Source organism: Pantoea sp. B270, from assembly GCF_018726825.1.
In the GTDB taxonomy this organism is placed as follows: domain Bacteria; phylum Pseudomonadota; class Gammaproteobacteria; order Enterobacterales; family Enterobacteriaceae; genus Pantoea; species Pantoea dispersa.
Genome location: NZ_JAHCSX010000001.1, coordinates 2,926,543 through 2,947,238 on the forward strand (window position 1 = coordinate 2,926,543; position 20,696 = coordinate 2,947,238).

Sequence of the window (20,696 nt, forward strand, 5' to 3'; positions counted from 1 at the left end):
CAAGCGGTGAGGTCACTTTTTTCAGTACAGCCACAGTGAACGCACAATCATGAAGTGACCGGCGAAGTAGCAGGCGGCAACGATGGCGCTGTCAGCGCTGAAGCGGCGGCGATAGTGCGAGATAAACCACACGATATTAGCCAGCAACAGTAGCACGGCCCCCACTAGCAGCGAGAAGCTGTAATCGGTCGGACGGAAGAAGTAGTTTTCCGCCGCCATCCAGTTCATCACCAGCGTCATGCCAATCAGCGTACAGATCGGCCAGCGCAGCGTATCCAGTTTTGACCAGATAATGGCGATCACGATGATACCAATCACCAGGAAGGTGAGCGGAATCGGCCAGAAGAAGCTCATGGTCATGTGCGCGGCAAAGCTGATGGTGTACAGCAGATGCGAAAGGAAAAAGGCGCCGAGCGCATACAGCATCTGCTGACGCGGCAGCAGGGTTAACGCATCGCCCACCAGCGTGGCGACCAGGCCAGCCAGAATCAGGTAGTCGGTGGTGTTAAGCGTGGGAGCCTGCCACGCCCAGGCAACCAGCAACAGCAGCGTAACGGGTTTGAACAGCCAGCGCTGCCACTGCGGGCCGCGGTAGGAGGCATCGACATACAGCCAACCGGAAAAAAGGACTGCAAGGAAAGACCAAAGCATTTTTTCTCCCTTTTGTGAACGTGTCGCCCACATTGATGAATTTTCCCAAAATCGCGATCTCAGTTTAAGTTACTGGCGGCAAATGTGACAATCGGGCAACTCTGGTTGTATGCTTTGGCGTCTTTTATCTGTTAACCCCCGACGTAAAGTGCGAGAGAAAACATGAGCAAACCACCGCTAATCTTTTTTATCGTCCTGGCTGTAATTGCCATCCTGGCAACCCGTCAGTTTATCAAGCAGCGCCGCGAAGCCGCGGTCAACGACGCTTCACCGGTGCGCTCAATGAGTGTGGAAGTGAAAACCAAGCGAGAGTTTCCGGCCCCCAATCGCCGTTCGCGTCAGCGCGAAGAGATTGTGGCGGAAGAGATGAAGTATGAAGCCTGGTTCCATCCGCTGAACGGCGCCGGTGATTTTAAGGTCAACGTCAGCGCCAGCGATTATCACCAGATGGACAAAGGCGTGAAGGGCGAGCTGAAAATGCAGGGCACGCGCTTTGTCAGCTTTACCCCGGCGCAATAGGCACTAAAGCGCACGGGGCTGAAGCCGCGCGCGCTGTCTTGAGTTACGACGGATAGTGCTTTTTCTGCCACGCCAGCAGTTCAAATACGCCAAAGAAGAAGATTTTCGCCTGCGTGGCGCGGCTCAGCTTTGGCGCTTCCTTTGGTTGCGTGGCACGCAGCAGCACCAGCTGCAGGCCGTGCATCACCACCATAAAGAACAGCGCAACATGGACAAAGTAGCGCAGCGGCGTCGGGAAGGGGTGCACCAGGTTAAGCAGCAGAAATGCCCAGACGCAAATCATCAGCAAACGTCCCAGATTAAGCCACATCATCGGTCTCCTGTTGGCGTTGATAGAGGCGATAGGCCACCTGACCGGCAATCTTCTCGCGATACAGATCCCAGTTAGCCGGTGCCAGCGGGGTGCCGTGCTCCACTTCGCTCTCAACATAAATCAGCGCGTGGGCGGCGAGCCAGCCATTGTTCTCCAGCAGCGTTAGTGTCTCCTGCAGCAGGCCTTTGCGGAACGGCGGATCAACAAACACCACGTCGAATGGCTCGCCAGGCTGGCTTAGCCACTGCAGCGTATTGGTCTGGACGACGCTGGCGTTACTGGCGCGCAGCGTGTGCAGGTTTTGCGTCAGCTGCTGCGCCACGTGACGTTCCAGTTCCAGCAGGATCGCGGAGGCGGCATAGCGCGATAGCGCTTCTAAGCCCAGCGCGCCGCTGCCGGCATAGCAATCGAGGCAGCGCGCCTGCTGGATATCCGGCGCCAGCCAGTTGAATAGCGTTTCACGCACGCGATCGGTGGTCGGGCGCAGGCCGGCGCTGTCCGGCACCGGCAATTTGCGGCCGCGCCACTGTCCGCCAATCAGGCGAATCTGGCCTGCCGCGCCGCTGTTGCGGGGGGATTTACTCATTTCGCTCACAACTCGTCATAATTTGTTGCGTAGTTTAACGGGCGTAGCAGGCAGAAGAAACGTTAAAAAAGGGTGCTGTGGTGCGCTGGCAGGAAAGTGTTAGACTACTAAGTTGATAAAGCGGACGTAATTGCCTGATTTTTACGCCGCTCACGCGCGAAAAAGTGAATTTTTTATCCCCTGGGAACAGCGTGCTACCGGGAATAAGCCATCGAGGAGTGTGGTCACACAATGGCAAAAGAGAAAAAACGCGGCTTTTTTTCCTGGCTGGGCTTTGGCAAAGAAGAGCAGCAGCCAGCGGAAGAGCAGGCGCAGCAGCAGCCGACCGATCAACCGGCACCCGCCGCTGAAGAGAGCGCGTTAGCAAGCGCCGAAGCGCAGGCCGCCGAAACCGTGATCGTCACTGAGCAGGTGGCAGAACAGCAGGCCGAATCGTCGGTTCACGCCGACGCTGAAATGCATCCCGTTGCGGAAGCAGAAACCGCAGCCGAATCCAATGCTAACGCTGATGACGCAGAAACCACTGCCGTCAGCGCGATTGAAGAAGAGGTACTGCCGGAAGATCATCCGCAGCCGGAGCTGATGCCGGTTGAAGAGGAGCCGCAGGCTGAAGAACTGATTATTGAAGCACCGGTTTTCTCTGAGGAGCCTCAGCCAGAGGACGCAGAGGACGCAGACGCACCGCTGAGCGATGAAGAGCTGGAAGCGCTGGCGTTAGCGGAAACCTATGCCGAAGACGCGGCAGAAGAGCGCGTGGCGACAGACACCGTGAGCGATCTGCCGCTGGCGGCCGCGCCGATTGTGGCCCAGGAGCAGGAGCGCCCCACCAAAGAGGGCTTCTTTGCCCGCCTGAAACGCAGCCTGGTCAAAACGCGTGAAAACCTCGGATCCGGCTTTATCAGCCTGTTCCGCGGCAAAAAAATCGATGACGAGCTGTTTGAAGAGCTGGAAGAGCAGCTGCTGATTGCCGATGTCGGCGTGGAAACCACGCGCCGCATCATCACCAGCCTGACGCAACAGGCCAGCCGTAAGCAGCTGCGCGATGCCGAAGCGCTGTATGGCCTGCTGAAGGCTGAAATGGCCGGCATTCTGGAAAAGGTCGATGCTCCGCTGGACGTGGCGGGCAAAACACCGTTCGTTATCCTGATGGTCGGCGTTAACGGCGTGGGTAAAACCACCACCATCGGTAAGCTGGCGCGTCAGTATCAGGCGCAGGGCAAGTCCGTCATGCTGGCGGCGGGGGACACCTTCCGCGCGGCGGCAGTAGAGCAGCTGCAGGTCTGGGGCCAGCGCAACAATATTCCGGTGGTCGCGCAGCATACGGGCGCGGATTCCGCGTCGGTCATTTTTGACGCCATCCAGGCGGCGAAATCGCGCCACGTTGACGTGCTGATCGCCGATACCGCCGGCCGCCTGCAGAATAAAGCGCACCTGATGGAAGAGCTGAAGAAAATCACCCGCGTGATGAAGAAGCTGGACGAAGAGGCACCGCATGAGGTGATGCTGACGATTGACGCCAGCACCGGCCAGAACGCCATCAGCCAGGCGAAGCTGTTCCACGAAGCGGTCGGCCTGACCGGTATCACCCTGACCAAGCTCGACGGCACTGCAAAAGGTGGCGTGATCTTCTCGGTGGCCGATCAGTTTGGCATTCCGATTCGTTATATCGGTGTCGGGGAAGGCATCGAAGATTTACGGCCGTTTAAGGCCGCCGACTTTATTGAGGCACTGTTTGCCCGAGAGGAATAATTGGCATGATTCGCTTTGAAGAGGTCAGTAAGGCTTATCTGGGAGGACGCCAGGCGCTGCAGGGCGTGGATTTCCATTTGCGTCCCGGTGAGATGGCGTTTCTGACCGGCCACTCAGGCGCGGGGAAAAGTACCTTACTGAAGCTGATTTGTGGCATTGAGCGCCCGAGCGCCGGGCAAATCTGGTTCAGCGGTCACGATATTTCCCGGCTGCGTCACAGCGAAGTGCCTTTCCTGCGCCGCCAGATCGGCATGATTTTCCAGGATCACCATTTGCTGATGGATCGTTCGGTCTACGACAACGTAGCGATTCCGCTGATTATTTCCGGGGCCAGCGGCGAGGATATTCGCCGTCGCGTGTCGGCGGCGCTGGACAAAGTCGGCCTGCTCGACAAAGCAAAAAGTTATCCGATTCAGCTCTCTGGCGGTGAACAGCAGCGCGTCGGCATTGCCCGCGCGGTAGTGAATAAACCGGCCGTGCTACTGGCGGATGAACCGACCGGTAACCTCGATAACGCGCTGTCGGAAGATATTTTGCGCCTGTTTGAAGAGTTCAACCGCGTGGGCGTTACGGTACTGATGGCGACGCACGACATCGGGCTGATCGCACGCCGCAATTATCGCGTGATGACGCTTAATCAGGGACGTCTGCACGGAGGCCACGATGGTCAATAAACGTAACAAGCGTCCGGCTGCGCCGAAAGCGGCGAAGCAGCCGTCAAAGAGCAAAGCGCTGAAGGGCGGCTGGCAGGAGCAGTGGCGCTACGCGTGGCGCGGTACCCTGTCCGACATGTATCGTCAGCCGCTGGCGACGCTGCTGACGGTAATGGTGATCGCGATTTCGCTGACGCTGCCCAGCGTGTGCTACATGGTGTGGAAAAACGTCAGCCAGGCCGCCGCACAGTGGTACCCGGCGCCGCAGCTGACGGTTTACCTCGACAAAGCGCTGGATGACACGGCGGCAGAGAACGTGACCGCCGAGCTGAAAAAGCTCGATGGCGTGGACAAGGTGAACTACCTGACGCGTGAAGAGGCGCAAAGCGAGTTCCGCAACTGGTCCGGCTTTGGTGGTGCGATGGATATGCTGGAGCAGAACCCGCTGCCGGCGGTGGCGATCATCACGCCGAAGCTGAACTTCCAGAACTCCGATACCATGGCCAATCTGCGCGATCGCGTGGCGAAAGTGCAGGGCGTGGATGAAGTGCGCATGGATGACAGCTGGTTTGCGCGTTTAGCCGCACTCACCGGGTTGGTGGGGCAGGTGGCGTCAATGATCGGCCTGCTGATGGTGGTGGCGGTGTTCCTGGTGATTGGCAACAGCGTGCGCCTGAGCATTTTTGCCCGGCGTGACACCATCAACGTACAGAAGCTGATTGGCGCGACCGATGGCTTTATTCTGCGGCCTTTCCTCTACGGCGGCGCGCTGCTAGGTTTCAGCGGTGCGGTGCTGTCGCTGATTCTGTCGGAAGTGCTGGTACTGCGCCTGCAGTCGGTGGTGGCGCAGGTCGCCTCCGTCTTCGGCACCAGCTTCGCGCTGGAGGGCTTTTCATGGGATGAAGGTCTGCTGCTGCTGTTAATCGCGGCCATCATCGGCTGGATTGCCGCGTGGCTGGCAACGGTGCAACATTTACGTCGTTTTACGCCGCAGTAACCCATAGCAACGATTTTTTGATATACTCTTCCTCTGCTGCCGACGACCTGGGAGCAGAGGATTTCTCCGATTTCCCCCGCCGTCATCTGTGTGTAAAATATTCACTGCTATAATTGAACTTGTGGATAACTTTGACGTCCAAGTAGCACAGATTGCTTTTGGTTTTCACGCGTCGTTGACATAATGTAACGGCTGCGCAGGGAAACGAGCAGCAAGTCCATTGAATTTGTGAGGGTTTGAATGACCAAAGAAATGCAAACTTTAGCGATTGCTCCTCTGGGCAACCTGGAATCTTACGTCCGGGCTGCTAACAACTGGCCGGTATTAACGGCAGAAGAGGAAAAAGCACTGGCTGAGCGGCTGCATTACCAGGGCGATCTGGATGCAGCTAAGACGCTGATCCTGTCTCACCTGCGCTTTGTTGTTCATATCGCTCGTAACTATTCCGGTTACGGCCTGCCGCAGGCGGACCTGATCCAGGAAGGTAACATCGGCCTGATGAAGGCGGTGCGTCGCTTCAACCCGGAAGTCGGGGTGCGTCTGGTGTCGTTTGCCGTGCACTGGATCAAAGCGGAGATTCACGAGTACGTGCTGCGTAACTGGCGTATCGTGAAAGTTGCCACCACCAAAGCACAGCGCAAACTGTTCTTTAACCTGCGTAAAACCAAGCAGCGTCTCGGCTGGTTCAATCAGGATGAAGTCGAAATGGTGGCGCGCGAGCTGGGTGTCAGCAGCAAAGACGTGCTGGAAATGGAGTCGCGCATGGCGGCCCAGGATATGACCTTCGACATGTCATCTGATGACGATGCGGGCGAAGGCAAGCCGATGGCACCGGTGCTGTATCTGCAGGATAAAACCTCTGACTTTGCCGACGGCATTGAAGAGGATAACTGGGATGCGCACGCTGCTGACAAGCTGAGCGATGCAATGCTGAGCCTTGATGAGCGTAGCCAGCACATTATCCGTGCTCGCTGGCTGGATGATGACAACAAAACCACGCTGCAGGAGCTGGCCGACCAGTACGGTGTGTCTGCCGAGCGCGTGCGTCAGCTGGAAAAGAACGCCATGAAGAAACTGCGTATGGCGATTGAAGCCTGATTAACGGCTGACAGATAAATGGGGCGACCACCGGGTCGCCCTTTTTTATGCGCGCAATAACCTGCGATGACTTATGACCTGTGCGGATTACAGCACGGTCGCCATGAATGGCGACTCTTCAGGACGCGCATTCATAGGCATCGTTAATCACGATCCCACGCAATCTGTACGCTCGTTCGCAATCCCCGTAGGGTGCGCATTCATGCGCACCGTTAATCACGCTCCTGCGCCACATACGTATTCATGCGCACCGCTCTGCACGGCGTAAATTCGCCGCTTAACGCACCCACCCGTCGCTCTGCGCGCGAAAGCCACACGCCTGCATAAACGCCGCGCGCACGCGCTGATCGTCTTCGCCGTCATCGGCAACCCACCAGTGATCCAGCGCGCTGTTCTGCGCTATCGTCTCTTCCAGCAGATATTGCCCTACGCCGCGCCGCCGCGTGACTTCACGCACTTCCAGCTGCGTAATCTTGCCCAGCGTGCCGCGAATCTCCAGCCGCAGCGCCCCAAGCAGGCGATCGTTAAAGCGCGCCGCATACAGCCGCTGCGCTTCACTGAGGCTGGCTTCCAGCTGCGCGATATCCTGCTGCGGCCAGACTTTGGCTAAATCCAGTCGATCCTGCGGCGTCAGCGTGTTGATGCGCTGAATAGTGAGCTTCATAACCCTTACCTGTACTGGCAGAAAGGCCTTAGTGTAGCGAATTTAGACAGTCAGAGCGCTGTCACTTTTTTGCGATGAAAAGAGGTCAAATGCCAGCCACTTTGCCAGGATTGTGGAGTAAGCCAGCATCGATCGCTGAAAAAGCCAGCATAACGCGCTGGCCTGGTGGTGAAAAACCGGCCATAAAAACCAGAGTAATCTGCTGTTCCCGTCAGCTTTTACTGAATATGTCAGTTGATTTACAGAAGAAAGTTCCTGTTTAATAACCTGAAAAATAAAGCCTTCTTAACAAAAAATGCCAGAAAAGAGCGCTAACTCATTATTCTCAAATCAGTTTTGCTCTTTGACTGGCAGATAAATAACCAATCACAACAGACACGACACAACAGATGGGGAAGTTCGCATGAAAATGAGTAAAGGACGCGCATTACTGGCGGGTTGCGTAGCGCTGGCGATGAGCCATGCGGTACTGGCGAAAGACATCAAAATTGCGATTGTCGGTGCGGCAACCGGCCCGGTGGCGCAGTACGGTGACATGCAGTTCACCGGTGCGGCCCAGGCGATCAAGGACATCAACGCCAAAGGCGGCGTAAACGGCGACAAGCTGGTCGGCGTAGAATATGACGACGCCTGTGACCCGAAACAGGCGGTTGCGGTGGCCAACAAAGTGGTCAATGACGGTATCAAATACGTTATCGGCCACCTGTGCTCCTCCTCCACTCAGCCAGCATCAGACATTTATAACGATGAAGGCATTCTGATGATCACCCCGGCGGCTACTGCGCCTGAACTGACCGCGCGCGGCTATGCCGACGTGATGCGTACCACCGGTCTGGATTCCGATCAGGGCCCGACCGCTGCCAACTACATCCTCGATCAGATCAAACCAAAACGTATTGCCGTGGTGCATGACAAGCAGCAGTACGGTCAGGGCCTGGCGGAATCCGTGCAGAAAACCCTGAAGGCGAAAGGCGGCAACGTGGTGCTGTTCGAAGGGATCACCGCTGGCGATAAAGACTTCTCCACGCTGATTGCGCGCCTGAAGAAAGAGAACGTCGACTTCGTTTACTACGGCGGTTACTACCCGGAACTGGGCCAGATTCTGCGTCAGGCCAAAACCGCCGGTCTGAAAGCCGGCTTTATGGGACCAGAAGGGGTCGGCAACGCTTCCCTGTCTAACATCGCGGGTGACGCCTCTGAAGGCCTGTACGTGACGCTGCCGAAGCGCTACGACCAGCTGCCAGACAACAAAGCGATTGTGGACGCGATCAAAGCCAACAGCGCATCAAACCGCAAAGATCCAACCGGCCCGTTCGTCTGGACCACCTATGCGGCTATTCAGTCACTGGTGGCGGGCATTGAGCGCAGCAAAAGCGATGAGCCTGATGCGATTGCTAAAAACCTGAAAGAGGGTGCGCCGGTACCCACCGTGATGGGTAACCTGAGCTGGGACCAGAAGGGCGATCTGAAGGGCTTCGAATTTGGCGTCTTCAAATGGCACAAAGACGGTTCTTCTACCGCAGTTAAGTAAGCACGCTCCTGAATTGTCCCTCTCCCGATGGGCGAGGGCAGGGTGTGGCACCGCGCGCACGCGCTGAATGAGGCGCTGCGACGCGGTGCTCTCACCCTAACCCGGTGCCGAACGCACCGGGGATTTCCCGTTTACATGCAGGTCCTCACTATGTCCGAGCAGTTTCTCTATTTCATTCAGCAGATGTTCAACGGGGTCACCCTCGGGAGCACCTACGCGCTGATCGCCATCGGTTACACCATGGTTTACGGCATCATCGGCATGATCAACTTCGCCCACGGCGAGGTATACATGATCGGCAGCTATGTCTCCTTTATCGTGATCGCCGCCCTGATGATGATGGGTATCGACACCTCGTGGCTGATGATTGCCGCCGGGTTCGTGATGGCGGTGATTATCTCCAGCGCCTACGGCTGGAGCATTGAGCGCGTGGCGTATAAGCCAGTGCGCTCCTCCAAACGCCTGATCGCGCTGATCTCGGCGATTGGTATGTCGATCTTTCTGCAGAACTACGTCAGCCTGACGCAGGGCTCGCGCGATCTGGCGCTGCCCAGCCTGATCACCGGCCAGTGGACGCTGGGTGAGAGCAACGGCTTTGCCGCCACGCTCACCACCATGCAGCTGGTTATCTGGGTCGTCACCTTCCTCGCGATGCTGGCGCTGACGCTGTTCATCCGCTATTCGCGCATGGGCCGCGCCTGCCGTGCCTGCGCTGAAGATCTGAAAATGGCCAGCCTGCTGGGCATCAACACCGACCGCGTCATCTCACTGACCTTTGTGATCGGCGCAGCGATGGCGGCCGTGGCTGGCGTGCTGCTGGGGCAGTTTTACGGCTCCATTAACCCGTTCATCGGCTTTATGGCCGGCATGAAAGCCTTTACCGCGGCGGTACTGGGCGGCATCGGCAGCATTCCGGGCGCGATGATTGGCGGCCTGGTGCTGGGCATTGCGGAAGCGCTGACATCAGCCTATCTGTCGACCGAATATAAAGACGTGGTGTCGTTCGCGCTGCTGATCGTGGTGCTGCTGGTGATGCCAACCGGTATCCTTGGCCGTCCGGAGGTGGAGAAAGTATGAAACGCCTCGGTCTGGTTAACGCCGTGGTCTCCACGGTGATGCTGCTGGTACTCGCCAGCTTCTTTATGGGTATGCGCCTCGATCTCGACGGCACCAAACTGGTGGTGGCGAATGCGGGCACCGTGCGCTGGAACTGGATCTTCCTCGGCTGCGCAGTGGTGTTTGTATTCCAGCTGCTGCGTCCGCTGTTGCAGGGCAAGCTCAAACGCAGTGGCAAAGGGCTGGTGCTGCCGGGTTTTGACGGTTCGACACCAAAGCAAAAACTGCTGATGCTGCTGGTGATTGTTGCCGCCGTCGCCTGGCCCTTCTTCGTGTCGCGCGGCAGCGTGGATATCGCCACCCTGACGCTGATCTACGTGATGCTCGGCCTCGGCCTGAATGTGGTAGTGGGCCTGTCCGGCCTGCTGGTGCTGGGCTACGGCGGCTTTTACGCCATCGGTGCTTATACCTTTGCGCTGCTGAATCACTATTACGGCTTTGGCTTCTGGGAGAGTCTGCCGCTGGCGGGTATTGTCGCCGGTGCCTTTGGCCTGCTGCTGGGCTTCCCGGTGCTGCGGCTGCGCGGTGACTATCTGGCGATTGTGACGCTCGGCTTTGGTGAGATCGTGCGTATTCTGCTGCTGAACAGCACATCAATCACTGGCGGTCCCAATGGAATCGCGCAGATCCCCAAGCCGAGCCTGTTTGGTATTGAATTTGGCCGGCGCGTCAGTGAAGGCGGCTGGACCACCTTCCACGAGCTGACGGGCCTGGCGTACGATCCCAATCATCGCGTAATTTTCCTTTATCTGGTGGCGCTGCTGCTGGTGGTGCTGACGCTGTTCGTCATCAATCGTCTGCTGCGCATGCCGCTGGGGCGCGCGTGGGAAGCGCTGCGTGAAGATGAGATCGCCTGCCGTTCGCTCGGTCTCAGTCCGACGCGCATCAAGCTGACGGCCTTTACCATCAGCGCGGTGTTCGCCGGTTTCGCCGGTACGCTGTTTGCCGCGCGTCAGGGCTTTGTCAGCCCGGAATCTTTCACCTTTGTCGAGTCCGCGTTTGTGCTGGCGATTGTGGTGCTGGGCGGCATGGGTTCGCAGCTGGCGGTGATCCTGGCCGCGATTCTGCTGGTGGTGTCGCGCGAGCTGATGCGTGATTTGAACGAGTACAGCATGCTGGTGCTCGGTGGGTTGATGGTACTGATGATGATCTGGCGTCCGCAGGGGCTGCTGCCGATGAAGCGTCCGCACCTGAAGCTGAAACAGGCAAAACAAGGAGAGCAGGCATGAGTCAGCCTTTATTAGCCGTTGAAGGCCTGATGATGCGCTTCGGCGGCCTGCTGGCCGTCAACAACGTGGCGCTGGAACTGCATCCGCAGGAGATCGTCTCGCTGATTGGCCCGAACGGGGCGGGGAAAACCACGGTATTCAACTGCCTGACCGGTTTCTATAAGCCAACGGGCGGCACCATCAAACTGCGCGATCAGCCATTGCAGGGCCTGCCGGGGCAGAAGATCGCGCGCATGGGCGTGGTGCGAACTTTCCAGCACGTGCGCCTGTTCCGTGAGATGACGGTGATTGAAAACCTGTTGGTGGCGCAGCATCAGCATCTGAAAAGCGGCGTGTTCTCCGGGCTGTTTAAAACCCCGGCGTTCCGGCGCGGCGAGAGCGAAGCGCTGGACTGCGCGGCCAGCTGGCTGGAGCGCATTGGTCTGCTGGAGCTGGCTAACCGCCAGGCCGGCAACCTGGCTTACGGCCAGCAGCGCCGGCTGGAGATCGCCCGCTGCATGGTGACGCGTCCGGAAATCCTGATGCTCGACGAACCGGCCGCCGGCCTCAATCCGCGTGAAACGCACGAGCTGGATGAGCTGATCGCTGAACTGCGCGGCGAACACAAGGTGACGGTGTTGCTGATTGAACACGATATGAAACTGGTGATGGGCATTTCTGACCGCATTTATGTGGTGAATCAGGGAACGCCGCTGGCCAACGGTACGCCGGAAGAAGTGCGTAACAACCCGGATGTGATCCGTGCTTATTTAGGTGAGGCGTAACATGGCGAACCCGATTTTAACTTTACAGGGTGTCAGTGCGCACTATGGCCCGATCCAGGCACTGCATAACATTAATCTGCACATCAGCCAGGGCGAAATCGTGACGCTGATTGGCGCTAACGGCGCAGGCAAAACCACGCTGCTCGGTACGCTGTGTGGCGAACCGCGCGCCACCAGTGGCACCATCACCTTTGATGGCAAAACCATTACCGACTGGCAGACGGCAAAAATCATGCGTGAAGCGATTGCCATCGTACCGGAAGGCCGGCGCGTGTTTTCGCGCATGACGGTGGAAGAGAACCTGGCGATGGGCGGTTTCTTCGCGACGCGTCAGCAGTATCAGGAGCGCATTGAGCGCGTTTATCAGCTGTTCCCCCGGCTGGCGGAGCGCAAAGTGCAGCGCGCCGGCACCATGTCCGGCGGTGAGCAGCAGATGCTGGCGATTGGCCGCGCGCTCATGAGCCAGCCGCGCCTGCTGCTGCTGGACGAGCCGTCGCTGGGTCTGGCGCCGATCATTATCCAGCAGATTTTCGACACCATCGAACAGCTGCGTAAAGAGGGCATGACCATCTTCCTCGTCGAGCAGAACGCCAACCAGGCGCTGAAGCTGGCCGATCGCGGCTACGTGCTGGAGAACGGCCACGTGGTGCTGGAGGATAGCGGTGAAGCGTTGTTATCCAATGAAGCGGTGAGAAGCGCGTATTTAGGCGCCTGACCTGGCTTACTTGTCAGATTGCGGTTGGGCAGTGCTCGCCATCCTCACGTACTAGATGTACGCTGCGGTGGCTGCGCGCTGTCCGCCCGTCATCTGACTGCGCCGCCGACGGTCATTAACCGGAGTGCGGAATAACCAATAATTCCCACCCACTTACACTCCATCGCCCCTGCGCTTATCCCGTCACACTCCCGTCATAATCCTGTTATTTTTCCGTCATTTCCTCGTGTCATGTTACTTCGCGAACAAAAAATGCGTGATATCGCGCGCGCCACAAGCACAGGAAACCCTTATGTCCGCTTTTACGCTTCGTCCCCGCCTGATGAGTCTGCTGCTCGGTCTGGCGATCAGCGGTAATGCGCTGGCTGCTACCGAAATCCCTTTCTGGCACTCAATGGAAGGCGAGTTAGGCAAAGAAGTCGATTCTCTGGCACAGCGTTTTAACCAGGCTCACCCGGATTACAAAATCGTTCCGACCTATAAAGGCAACTACGAGCAGAGCCTGGCCGCGGGTATCGCTGCGGTGCGCAGCGGTAAGGCACCGGCCATTCTGCAGGTTTACGAAGTGGGCACCGCCACCATGATGGCCTCTAAAGCCATCGTGCCGGTGCATGAAGTGTTTAAAGACGCCGGCGTGCCGATGGACCCGAAACAGTTTGTTCCTGCCGTTGCCGGTTACTACAGCGACAGCAACGGCCAGCTGATCTCACAGCCGTTTAACAGCTCCACGCCGGTGCTGTACTACAACAAAGACGCGTTCAAAAAAGCCGGTCTTAACCCGGATCAGCCACCGAAAACCTGGCAGGCGCTGGCACAGGATGCCGCCGCGCTGCGTAAAGCCGGCATGAGCTGCGGCTATGCCAGCGGCTGGCAGGGCTGGATTCAGATCGAAAACTTCAGCGCCTGGCATGGCCTGCCGGTTGCCACCAAAAACAACGGCTTTGACGGTACCGACGCGGTGCTGGAGTTCAACAAACCCGTGCAGGTGCGCCACATCCAGCTGCTGGAAGAGATGAATAAGAAAGGTGATTTCACCTACTTTGGCCGTAAAGACGAGTCGACGTCCAAGTTCTATAACGGCGACTGCGGTATCACCACCGCCTCATCCGGTTCGCTGGCCGACATTAAGCATTACGCCAAATTCAACTTTGGCGTGGGCATGATGCCGTACGATGACACCGTGCCGAACGCACCGCAGAACGCCATTATCGGTGGCGCCAGCCTGTGGGTGATGAAAGGCAAAGATGCAGCGACTTACAAAGGCGCGGCGGAGTTCATGAAGTTCCTCGCCCAGCCGGATATCGCGGCAGAATGGCACCAGAAAACCGGTTATCTGCCGATCACCACCGCGGCTTATGAGCTGACCAAACAGCAGGGCTTCTATGACAAAAACCCGGGCGCGGACATCGCCACGCGGCAGATGCTGAATAAAGATCCGCTGCCGTTCACCAAAGGGATGCGTCTGGGCAACATGCCGCAGATTCGTACCATCGTCGACGAAGAGCTGGAAGGCGTGTGGACCGGGAAACAGTCGCCACAGGCAGCGCTGGACAACGCGGTGAAACGCGGCAACGAACTGCTGCGTCGCTTTGAACAGCAAGTGAAGTAACTCCGTAATGGCGGGATGGACGGGTATGTCCGTCCCGCTGTCTCTTTCTGACGAGCCTGCTATGTCCTCATCATCACGTCCGGTTTTCCGCGCCCGTTTGTTGCCGTATCTGCTGGTGGCCCCGCAGCTGGCGATCACCGCGATCTTTTTTCTCTGGCCCGCCGGAGAGGCGCTGTGGTACTCGCTGCAAAGCATCGATCCGTTTGGCATCTCCAGCACCTTTGTTGGCCTTGATAACTTCCGCCGCCTGTTCAGTGACGACTACTACCTTGATTCGTTCTGGACCACCCTCGTGTTTAGCGCGCTGGTGACGGTATGCGGCATGACATTCTCGCTGCTGCTGGCGGCGCTGGTGGATTACGTTATCCGGCTGAAAAAGCTCTATCAGACGCTGCTGCTGCTGCCGTATGCGGTAGCGCCGGTGGTTGCGGCAGTACTGTGGATGTTCCTGTTCAATCCGGGGCTGGGGCTGTTCAGCCATCTGCTGAACCAGTTTGGCTACAACTGGAACTATGCGCAGAACAGCGGTCAGGCGATGTTCCTGATTGTATTAGCGTCGATCTGGCAGCAAATGAGCTACAACTTCCTGTTTTTCTTTGCCGCGCTGCAGTCCATTCCTAAATCGCTGGTGGAAGCCGCGGCGATTGACGGTGCCGGACCGGTGCGCCGTTTCTTTCATCTGTCGCTGCCGCTGATTACGCCGGTCAGCTTTTTCCTGCTGGTGGTGAATCTGGTTTACGCCTTTTTCGACACCTTCCCGGTGATCGATGCCGCTACCGGCGGCGGGCCGGTCCAGGCCACCACCACGCTGATCTACAAAATCTATCGCGAAGGCTTCACCGGACTCGATCTCTCGTCGTCCGCCGCGCAGTCGGTGGTGCTGATGCTGCTGGTTATCGGCCTGACCATTCTGCAATTCCGCTTTGTCGAGCGTAAGGTGCAATACCAATGATTGAAAACCGACGCGGGCTGGATATCTTCGCCCACACGCTGCTGGCGCTGGGGGTGCTGACCATTCTGTTCCCGCTGTACGTGGCGTTTGTCGCCGCGACGCTGGATAACAACGCGGTGTATCAGGTGCCGATGACGCTGGTGCCGGGCCCGCATCTCATCGACAACATCACCCACATCTGGCGCGATGGCGTCAACGGCAGCGCGGCGTTTGGCCTGATGATGCTGAACAGCCTGATCATGGCGCTGGGCATCACCGTGGGCAAAATCACGGTGTCGATGCTCTCGGCGTTTGCGCTGGTGTGGTTTCGCTTTCCGCTGCGCACGCTGTTTTTCTGGCTGATCTTTATCACCCTGATGCTGCCGGTAGAAGTGCGTATTTTCCCGACGGTGGAGGTGATCTCCACGCTGCACATGCTGGACAGTTACAGCGGTCTGACATTGCCGCTGATGGCCTCCGCGACCGCCACGTTCCTGTTCCGCCAGTTTTTTATGTCGCTGCCGGATGAGCTGATTGAAGCGGCGCGCATTGACGGCGCCAGTCCGATGCGTTTTTTCTGGGATATCGTGCTGCCGCTGTCAAAAACCAATCTCGCCGCGCTGTTTGTCATCACCTTTATTTACGGCTGGAACCAGTATCTGTGGCCGCTGCTGATCATCAACGATGCCGACCTGAGCACTGCCGTGGCGGGGGTGAAAAGTATGATCAACACCAGCGGCGGTCCGACGCAGTGGAACGAAGTGATGGCGGCGATGTTATTAACCCTGATCCCACCGGTGGTGGTGGTGCTTGTGATGCAGCGCGCTTTTGTGCGTGGCCTGGTGGAGAGTGAGAAATAGATGGCAGCGGTAACCCTTCAGACCGTTACGAAATCGTATGACGGCAAAAACCAAATCATTCAGCCGCTGAACATCACCATCAATGACGGTGAGTTTATGGTGATGGTCGGCCCGTCCGGCTGCGGGAAATCGACGCTGCTGCGCATGGTGGCCGGGCTGGAGCGCGTCACGTCGGGCGATATCTACATTGATGATCGGCGCGTCACCGACATGGAGCCGAAAGATCGCGGCATCGCCATGGTATTCCAGAATTACGCGCTCTACCCGCACATGACGGTGGGAGAAAACATGGCTTACGGCCTGAAGATCCGCGGCATGGGCAAGGAACAGATTACCCAGCGGGTGATGGATGCGGCGCGCAGTCTGGAGCTTGATCACCTGTTGCAGCGCCGTCCGCGCGAGCTCTCCGGCGGCCAGCGTCAGCGCGTGGCCATGGGCCGCGCCATCGTGCGGGAACCGGCAGTGTTTCTGTTTGATGAGCCGCTGTCGAACCTGGATGCGCGCCTGCGCGTGCAGATGCGTCTGGAGCTGCAGCAACTGCACCGCCGGCTGAAAACCACCAGCCTGTACGTCACGCACGATCAGGTTGAAGCCATGACGCTGGCGCAGCGCGTGATGGTGATGAATAAAGGCGTGGTGGAGCAGGTGGGCACGCCGGTGGAGGTGTATGAGCGTCCGGCCAGTCAGTTTGTTGCGTCGTTCATCGGCGCGCCGGCGATGAACCTGCTACCCGGTCAGATCAATAGCGATGGCTCGCGCTTTACGCTCGACGCGCTCAACAGCCTGCCGCTCGGCGCCGGCAAAGCGCGATGGGCCAACCGTCCGCTGACACTCGGCATTCGTCCCGAGCATATTCAGCTCAGCAGCCGTGAGGCCGGCGGTGTGCCGCTGGTGGTGGATACGCTGGAGATCCTCGGCGCGGACAATCTTGCGCATGGCCACATTGGCAACACGCGGCTGGTGGTGCGTTTGCCGCACAGCGAGCGGCCACAGGCTGGCAGCAGCCTGTGGCTACAACTGCCGCCAGATGCGTTACACTTCTTCGATTCTACCCATGGAAAGCGTCTGGAATGAGTGTAAAAAACTGGCCCTATCCGCACATTGTTGCGCATCGCGGCGGCGGCAAGCTGGCCCCGGAAAACACCCTGGCGGCGATTGATGTCGGCGCGCACTACGGTCATACCATGATCGAATTCGACGCCAAACTGTCACAGGATAAGCAGATTTTCCTGCTGCACGATGACACGCTGGACCGCACCAGCAACGGCTGGGGCGTGGCGGGCGATCTGCCGTGGCAGCAGCTGGCGCAGCTGGATGCCGGCAGCTGGTTTAGCCGTGAATTTGACGGTGAACCGCTGGCATTGCTGAGCGAGGTGGCGGCGCGCTGCCGCCAGCATCAGATGATGGCCAACATTGAGATCAAACCCAGCAGCGGTACAGAGGTAGAGACCGGACGTGATGTGGCGCTGGCCGCACGAACGCTGTGGCAGGGACAAACGGCACCGCTGCTGTCCTCGTTCTCGTACGCGGCGCTGGAAGCGGCGATGCAGGCCGCGCCGGAGCTGCCGCGCGGCCTGCTGCTGGATGAGTGGCACGACGACTGGCAGGCGCTGACCGCCGCGCTCGACTGCGTCTCAATCCATTTAAATCATCGCTTGCTGGACGCCGGACGCACCGCCGCGCTTAAAGCCGCCGGTCTGCGTATTCTGGTGTATACCGTGAATCAGCCCGCGCGGGCGCGCGAGCTGCTGAGCTGGGGCGTGGATGCCATCTGTACCGATCGCATTGATGCTATCGGCCCGGACTTCCGTTAATTGCCGTACTGCGTCTGCGCATTGCTGTTCTGCTGGCCCGGCTGCGACTGAATCACGCGCTGCCGGGCGCTATCGCGCCGCTCCTGCAGCTTACGCTGCATCTCCTGATTTTGCTGCTGCTGATCCTGACGCAACTGCTGCTGCTGTTGCTGCTGCTGGACCTGCATGCGCGTCTGCATCCGCTGCTGGCTTGGGTTATAGCCGGGTTGATTCGGTTGGTTAGTGTTGTTCAGCATGTTCGCCATGCCGCTCAGCGGCATCAGTGCCGCGATAACAATCAGCCATTTTTTCATGGTGTTCCTCCATCAGTGCGGCCTGCTGTGTGAGGTTGCTCGCCACCCGGCAGCAACCGCCGCAACCATAAGTTTATGCGATATCACAAACCCCAAAACCAGGAGTGCACCTAATTTGGCTTAACTGCTATCTTTTTTACAGTATTTGCAAACACTTGCAGCAATCAATAACAAATGTAAACAACTGAAAGGATGGTGGCGGGATGAGGATACATAACGGTGTGCGCCAGTTCGGCTGGGCGCTGTTAATGAGTTTTACCGTGGTGCAGGGGGCGCAGGCAGCGCCAGCCAGCGCACCGCCGGTGTCATATGGCGTCGACAGCGACACCTTTCACCCGGTGAAAGCGCAGCACGGAATGGTTGCGTCAGTGGACGCCATGGCAACCCGGGTGGGCGTCGATATCCTCAAACAAGGGGGTAACGCGGTAGATGCAGCGATTGCGGTGGGCTTTGCGCTGGCGGTCACTCACCCGCAGGCGGGCAACCTGGGCGGTGGCGGCTTTATGCTGCTGCGCACCGCTGCCGGCCGCACCACCGCCATCGATTTCCGCGAGATGGCGCCGGCGCGTGCCTCGCGCGATATGTTCCTGGATAAGCAGGGCAATGCGGATAGTAAGTTATCACTCACTTCTCATCTGGCGTCCGGCACGCCGGGAACCGTAGCCGGTTTTGCCCTGGCGGCGCAAAAGTATGGCACGCTGCCGCTCAGCACGCTGCTGGCGCCGGCGATCAAGCTGGCGCGCGACGGCATCATCGTTAACGATGCGCTGGCTGACGATCTCGCTACCTACGGTAAAGAGAACCTGATCAACCACGACAACAGTCGCGCCATTTTCTACAAAGTCGACGGTCAGCCTTACCAGAAGGGCGATCGCCTGGTGCAGAAAAACCTCGCGCACAGCCTGCAGCTGATTGCCCAACAGGGGCCGGATGCTTTCTACAAAGGCAAAATTGCCGATGAGATCGCTGCCGAAATGGCGCAGCACGGCGGACTGATTGGCAAGGCGGATCTGGCGGCCTACCGCGCAGTGGAACGCAAGCCGGTAAGCGGCAGCTACCGTGGCTACGAGGTGTTCTCCATGCCGCCACCGTCGTCCGGCGGCATTCATATCGTGCAGATCCTCAATATCCTGGAAAACTTCGACCTGGCGAAATGGGGCTTCGGCAGCGCGGACGCGATGCAGGTTATGGCCGAAGCGGAAAAATATGCCTACGCCGACCGCTCCGAGTATCTCGGCGATCCCGACTTCGTTAAAGTGCCGCAGCAGGCGCTGACCAGCAAAGCCTACGCCAAAACGCTGGCCCAGCAGATTGATGTCAACAAGGCGCGCCCCTCAGCCGACATCAAGCCCGGCAAGCTGGCACCGTACGAGAGCAATCAAACCACCCACTTCTCGGTGGTGGATAAAGACGGCAACGCGGTGGCGGTGACCTATACGCTGAATACCTACTTTGGCAGCGGCGTGGTGGCCGGTAACAGCGGCATTCTGATGAACAATGAAATGGATGATTTCTCTGCCAAGCCGGGCACGCCAAACGTCTATGGCCTGGTGGGCGGTGAGGCGAACGCGATCCAGCCGGCCAAACGTCCGCTGTCATCGATGTCGCCAACCATTGTGGCGAAAGACGGTAAAACCTGGCTGGTGACCGGCAGCCCGGGCGGCAGTCGGATTATCACTACCGTGCTGCAAATGGTGGTGAACAGTATCGATTTCGGTATGAACGTGGCGGAATCCACCAATGCGCCGCGCTTCCACCATCAGTGGCTGCCGGATCAGCTGCGCGTCGAGAAGGGCTTCAGCCCGGATACGCTGCGTCTGCTGGAAGCAAAAGGTCAGCATGTCAAAGTGCTGCCAGCGATGGGCAGCACGCAGAGCATCATGATTGGCCCGGACGGCATGCGCTACGGCGCGTCCGACCCACGCTCGGTGGATGATTTGAGTGCCGGGTATTAACGTCGCGCAATAAATTGCGCCGCTACCTCACCGTGCACCGGCCGGTAGCGGCGCGATTCATCGCGCATTCCCTTTCAGACGCGCCATGTAGTGCGTATCGATCATCTGGCCGTCGCGGACCGCGAAACCTCTGGCGGTACCTTCAATCTCAAAACCAAACTGCTGATACAAACCCATGGCCTGGTGGTTATCCGCAAACACCGTCAGTTCAATCCGCGTGACCTGCAGCCAGTTGTCGCACAGATCCACCATCGCCGCCATCAGCGCTTTACCCACGCCGCGCCGATGGAATGCCGGATCAACGCCCATGCCGATAGTGGCGCAGTGACGGCGGCGTGCCACCGCCATAACTTCCAGCGTCAGCTGACCGACAACCTGCCCGTCAATACAGGCCACCAGCATGGTGACATGGGGACGGGGATTCGCGAGCCGCTCCTGCCAGAGTGACGGTGACTGATACGGCAGATGCAGCGTGCCCGCCTGTGTTTCCGGCTGGCTATAGATACGCGTCAGAACGGCGGCATCTTCGGGCGTTGCGTGACGAACAGTAACCTGACTCATAAAGCAGCTCCTTGCACTCAGTGAATGAAATCCCCTTTAACATCAGGGAATTCGCGCGCAACGTCAACGGTAAAAAAATCGGGAAAGG

22 protein-coding genes are annotated in these 20,696 nt (G+C 58.4%); 16 read left to right on the forward strand and 6 right to left on the reverse strand.

Going from position 1 to position 20,696, the window contains the following annotated elements; all coding sequences use genetic code 11:
• Positions 1-21 precede the first annotated feature (21 nt).
• Complete coding sequence (locus tag KOL70_RS13910; protein ID WP_021508015.1) at positions 22-651, reverse strand: lysoplasmalogenase; 630 nt, start codon at positions 649-651, stop codon at positions 22-24.
• 162 nt (positions 652-813) lie between these two features.
• On the opposite strand from KOL70_RS13910, the gene KOL70_RS13915 reads away from it, so the two are divergent.
• The gene (locus tag KOL70_RS13915) at positions 814-1,170 is read left to right on the forward strand and encodes a DUF2500 domain-containing protein (protein WP_021508014.1); all 357 of its coding nucleotides are present in this window, start codon (positions 814-816) and stop codon (positions 1,168-1,170) included.
• A gap of 43 nt (positions 1,171-1,213) precedes the next feature.
• On the opposite strand, the gene KOL70_RS13920 is transcribed toward KOL70_RS13915, so the two are convergent.
• Positions 1,214-1,480 (reverse strand): DUF1145 family protein, encoded by a 267-nt coding sequence (locus KOL70_RS13920; RefSeq protein ID WP_021313674.1) that lies wholly within the window; start codon positions 1,478-1,480, stop codon positions 1,214-1,216.
• The gene (rsmD, locus tag KOL70_RS13925) at positions 1,470-2,069 is read right to left on the reverse strand and encodes a 16S rRNA (guanine(966)-N(2))-methyltransferase (RefSeq protein WP_104093901.1); all 600 of its coding nucleotides are present in this window, start codon (positions 2,067-2,069) and stop codon (positions 1,470-1,472) included. The genes KOL70_RS13920 and rsmD overlap by 11 nt, the downstream gene beginning before the upstream one ends.
• A 231-nt stretch (positions 2,070-2,300) precedes the next feature.
• Between rsmD and ftsY the strand changes: the two genes are divergently transcribed.
• From ftsY to rpoH, 4 genes are all read left to right on the forward strand, one after another.
• Positions 2,301-3,818 (forward strand): signal recognition particle-docking protein FtsY, encoded by a 1,518-nt coding sequence (gene ftsY / locus KOL70_RS13930; protein WP_211726517.1) that lies wholly within the window; start codon positions 2,301-2,303, stop codon positions 3,816-3,818.
• A 5-nt stretch (positions 3,819-3,823) separates the two neighbouring features.
• Positions 3,824-4,492, forward strand: a complete 669-nt coding sequence (gene ftsE, locus KOL70_RS13935) for a cell division ATP-binding protein FtsE (protein ID WP_021508011.1) — start codon at positions 3,824-3,826, stop codon at positions 4,490-4,492.
• On the forward strand, positions 4,482-5,468 hold the full coding sequence (ftsX, locus tag KOL70_RS13940) for a permease-like cell division protein FtsX (RefSeq protein ID WP_058770000.1): 987 nt from the start codon (positions 4,482-4,484) through the stop codon (positions 5,466-5,468). The genes ftsE and ftsX overlap by 11 nt, the downstream gene beginning before the upstream one ends.
• 240 nt (positions 5,469-5,708) lie before the next feature.
• On the forward strand, positions 5,709-6,566 hold the full coding sequence (gene rpoH, locus KOL70_RS13945) for an RNA polymerase sigma factor RpoH (protein ID WP_021508009.1): 858 nt from the start codon (positions 5,709-5,711) through the stop codon (positions 6,564-6,566).
• Between the two features lie 277 nt (positions 6,567-6,843).
• Here rpoH and panM read toward each other — a convergent pair whose 3' ends face one another.
• On the reverse strand, positions 6,844-7,230 hold the full coding sequence (gene panM / locus KOL70_RS13950) for an aspartate 1-decarboxylase autocleavage activator PanM (RefSeq protein WP_058770001.1): 387 nt from the start codon (positions 7,228-7,230) through the stop codon (positions 6,844-6,846).
• A gap of 403 nt (positions 7,231-7,633) precedes the next feature.
• Between panM and KOL70_RS13955 the strand changes: the two genes are divergently transcribed.
• The 10 genes from KOL70_RS13955 (at position 7,634) to ugpQ (ending at position 17,799) form a co-directional block, all read left to right on the forward strand.
• Positions 7,634-8,761, forward strand: coding sequence for a branched-chain amino acid ABC transporter substrate-binding protein (locus KOL70_RS13955; protein ID WP_021508007.1), 1,128 nt, complete (start codon positions 7,634-7,636; stop codon positions 8,759-8,761).
• Positions 8,762-8,911: 150 nt separating this feature from the next.
• Positions 8,912-9,838: a high-affinity branched-chain amino acid ABC transporter permease LivH gene (livH, locus tag KOL70_RS13960; protein WP_010615899.1), complete on the forward strand. Its 927-nt coding sequence runs from the start codon at positions 8,912-8,914 to the stop codon at positions 9,836-9,838.
• Positions 9,835-11,106, forward strand: a complete 1,272-nt coding sequence (locus KOL70_RS13965) for a high-affinity branched-chain amino acid ABC transporter permease LivM (RefSeq protein WP_166712208.1) — start codon at positions 9,835-9,837, stop codon at positions 11,104-11,106. Before livH ends, KOL70_RS13965 begins: the two co-directional genes overlap by 4 nt.
• Entirely contained in the window at positions 11,103-11,870 is a 768-nt protein-coding gene (livG, locus tag KOL70_RS13970; protein WP_166712209.1) for a high-affinity branched-chain amino acid ABC transporter ATP-binding protein LivG, read from the forward strand. Before KOL70_RS13965 ends, livG begins: the two co-directional genes overlap by 4 nt.
• Position 11,871: 1 nt before the next feature.
• Positions 11,872-12,585: a high-affinity branched-chain amino acid ABC transporter ATP-binding protein LivF gene (gene livF, locus KOL70_RS13975; RefSeq protein ID WP_010615896.1), complete on the forward strand. Its 714-nt coding sequence runs from the start codon at positions 11,872-11,874 to the stop codon at positions 12,583-12,585.
• A 292-nt stretch (positions 12,586-12,877) separates the two neighbouring features.
• A complete protein-coding gene (gene ugpB / locus KOL70_RS13980) occupies positions 12,878-14,194 on the forward strand; it encodes a sn-glycerol-3-phosphate ABC transporter substrate-binding protein UgpB (RefSeq protein ID WP_058757579.1) in 1,317 nt (438 codons plus the stop codon).
• Positions 14,195-14,255: 61 nt separating this feature from the next.
• Positions 14,256-15,146, forward strand: a complete 891-nt coding sequence (ugpA, locus tag KOL70_RS13985) for a sn-glycerol-3-phosphate ABC transporter permease UgpA (RefSeq protein ID WP_058757578.1) — start codon at positions 14,256-14,258, stop codon at positions 15,144-15,146.
• Positions 15,143-15,985 (forward strand): sn-glycerol-3-phosphate ABC transporter permease UgpE, encoded by an 843-nt coding sequence (gene ugpE, locus KOL70_RS13990; RefSeq protein ID WP_215480795.1) that lies wholly within the window; start codon positions 15,143-15,145, stop codon positions 15,983-15,985. The genes ugpA and ugpE overlap by 4 nt, the downstream gene beginning before the upstream one ends.
• Positions 15,986-17,059, forward strand: a complete 1,074-nt coding sequence (locus tag KOL70_RS13995; RefSeq protein ID WP_021508001.1) for a sn-glycerol-3-phosphate import ATP-binding protein UgpC — start codon at positions 15,986-15,988, stop codon at positions 17,057-17,059.
• Positions 17,056-17,799 (forward strand): glycerophosphodiester phosphodiesterase, encoded by a 744-nt coding sequence (ugpQ, locus tag KOL70_RS14000; RefSeq protein WP_021508000.1) that lies wholly within the window; start codon positions 17,056-17,058, stop codon positions 17,797-17,799. Before KOL70_RS13995 ends, ugpQ begins: the two co-directional genes overlap by 4 nt.
• Here ugpQ and KOL70_RS14005 read toward each other — a convergent pair.
• A complete protein-coding gene (locus tag KOL70_RS14005) occupies positions 17,796-18,092 on the reverse strand; it encodes a DUF2756 domain-containing protein (RefSeq protein WP_150360504.1) in 297 nt (98 codons plus the stop codon). The two genes, ugpQ and KOL70_RS14005, sit on opposite strands and share 4 nt — an antisense overlap.
• Positions 18,093-18,295: 203 nt before the next feature.
• On the opposite strand from KOL70_RS14005, the gene ggt reads away from it, so the two are divergent.
• The gene (ggt, locus tag KOL70_RS14010) at positions 18,296-20,047 is read left to right on the forward strand and encodes a gamma-glutamyltransferase (RefSeq protein ID WP_215480796.1); all 1,752 of its coding nucleotides are present in this window, start codon (positions 18,296-18,298) and stop codon (positions 20,045-20,047) included.
• A gap of 57 nt (positions 20,048-20,104) precedes the next feature.
• Here ggt and KOL70_RS14015 read toward each other — a convergent pair whose 3' ends face one another.
• Positions 20,105-20,608 (reverse strand): GNAT family N-acetyltransferase, encoded by a 504-nt coding sequence (locus KOL70_RS14015; protein WP_058770006.1) that lies wholly within the window; start codon positions 20,606-20,608, stop codon positions 20,105-20,107.
• Between the last annotated feature and the right edge of the window lie 88 nt (positions 20,609-20,696).

Bases quoted from the DNA above. Each gene is read 5' to 3' on its own strand.
- KOL70_RS13910 (WP_021508015.1), bottom strand. From the start codon at position 651: ATGCTTTGGTCTTTCCTTGCAGTCCTTTTTTCCGGTTGGCTGTATGTC.
- ugpQ (WP_021508000.1), top strand. From the start codon at position 17,056: ATGAGTGTAAAAAACTGGCCCTATCCGCACATTGTTGCGCATCGCGGC.
- livH (WP_010615899.1), top strand. From the start codon at position 8,912: ATGTCCGAGCAGTTTCTCTATTTCATTCAGCAGATGTTCAACGGGGTC.
- ftsE (WP_021508011.1), top strand. From the start codon at position 3,824: ATGATTCGCTTTGAAGAGGTCAGTAAGGCTTATCTGGGAGGACGCCAG.
- ggt (WP_215480796.1), top strand. From the start codon at position 18,296: ATGAGGATACATAACGGTGTGCGCCAGTTCGGCTGGGCGCTGTTAATG.
- ftsY (WP_211726517.1), top strand. From the start codon at position 2,301: ATGGCAAAAGAGAAAAAACGCGGCTTTTTTTCCTGGCTGGGCTTTGGC.
- livF (WP_010615896.1), top strand. From the start codon at position 11,872: ATGGCGAACCCGATTTTAACTTTACAGGGTGTCAGTGCGCACTATGGC.
- KOL70_RS14005 (WP_150360504.1), bottom strand. From the start codon at position 18,092: ATGAAAAAATGGCTGATTGTTATCGCGGCACTGATGCCGCTGAGCGGC.
- KOL70_RS13955 (WP_021508007.1), top strand. From the start codon at position 7,634: ATGAAAATGAGTAAAGGACGCGCATTACTGGCGGGTTGCGTAGCGCTG.
- ugpE (WP_215480795.1), top strand. From the start codon at position 15,143: ATGATTGAAAACCGACGCGGGCTGGATATCTTCGCCCACACGCTGCTG.
- rsmD (WP_104093901.1), bottom strand. From the start codon at position 2,069: ATGAGTAAATCCCCCCGCAACAGCGGCGCGGCAGGCCAGATTCGCCTG.
- KOL70_RS13920 (WP_021313674.1), bottom strand. From the start codon at position 1,480: ATGTGGCTTAATCTGGGACGTTTGCTGATGATTTGCGTCTGGGCATTT.
- KOL70_RS14015 (WP_058770006.1), bottom strand. From the start codon at position 20,608: ATGAGTCAGGTTACTGTTCGTCACGCAACGCCCGAAGATGCCGCCGTT.
- ugpA (WP_058757578.1), top strand. From the start codon at position 14,256: ATGTCCTCATCATCACGTCCGGTTTTCCGCGCCCGTTTGTTGCCGTAT.
- ftsX (WP_058770000.1), top strand. From the start codon at position 4,482: ATGGTCAATAAACGTAACAAGCGTCCGGCTGCGCCGAAAGCGGCGAAG.
- KOL70_RS13995 (WP_021508001.1), top strand. From the start codon at position 15,986: ATGGCAGCGGTAACCCTTCAGACCGTTACGAAATCGTATGACGGCAAA.
- KOL70_RS13965 (WP_166712208.1), top strand. From the start codon at position 9,835: ATGAAACGCCTCGGTCTGGTTAACGCCGTGGTCTCCACGGTGATGCTG.
- KOL70_RS13915 (WP_021508014.1), top strand. From the start codon at position 814: ATGAGCAAACCACCGCTAATCTTTTTTATCGTCCTGGCTGTAATTGCC.
- rpoH (WP_021508009.1), top strand. From the start codon at position 5,709: ATGACCAAAGAAATGCAAACTTTAGCGATTGCTCCTCTGGGCAACCTG.
- panM (WP_058770001.1), bottom strand. From the start codon at position 7,230: ATGAAGCTCACTATTCAGCGCATCAACACGCTGACGCCGCAGGATCGA.
- livG (WP_166712209.1), top strand. From the start codon at position 11,103: ATGAGTCAGCCTTTATTAGCCGTTGAAGGCCTGATGATGCGCTTCGGC.
- ugpB (WP_058757579.1), top strand. From the start codon at position 12,878: ATGTCCGCTTTTACGCTTCGTCCCCGCCTGATGAGTCTGCTGCTCGGT.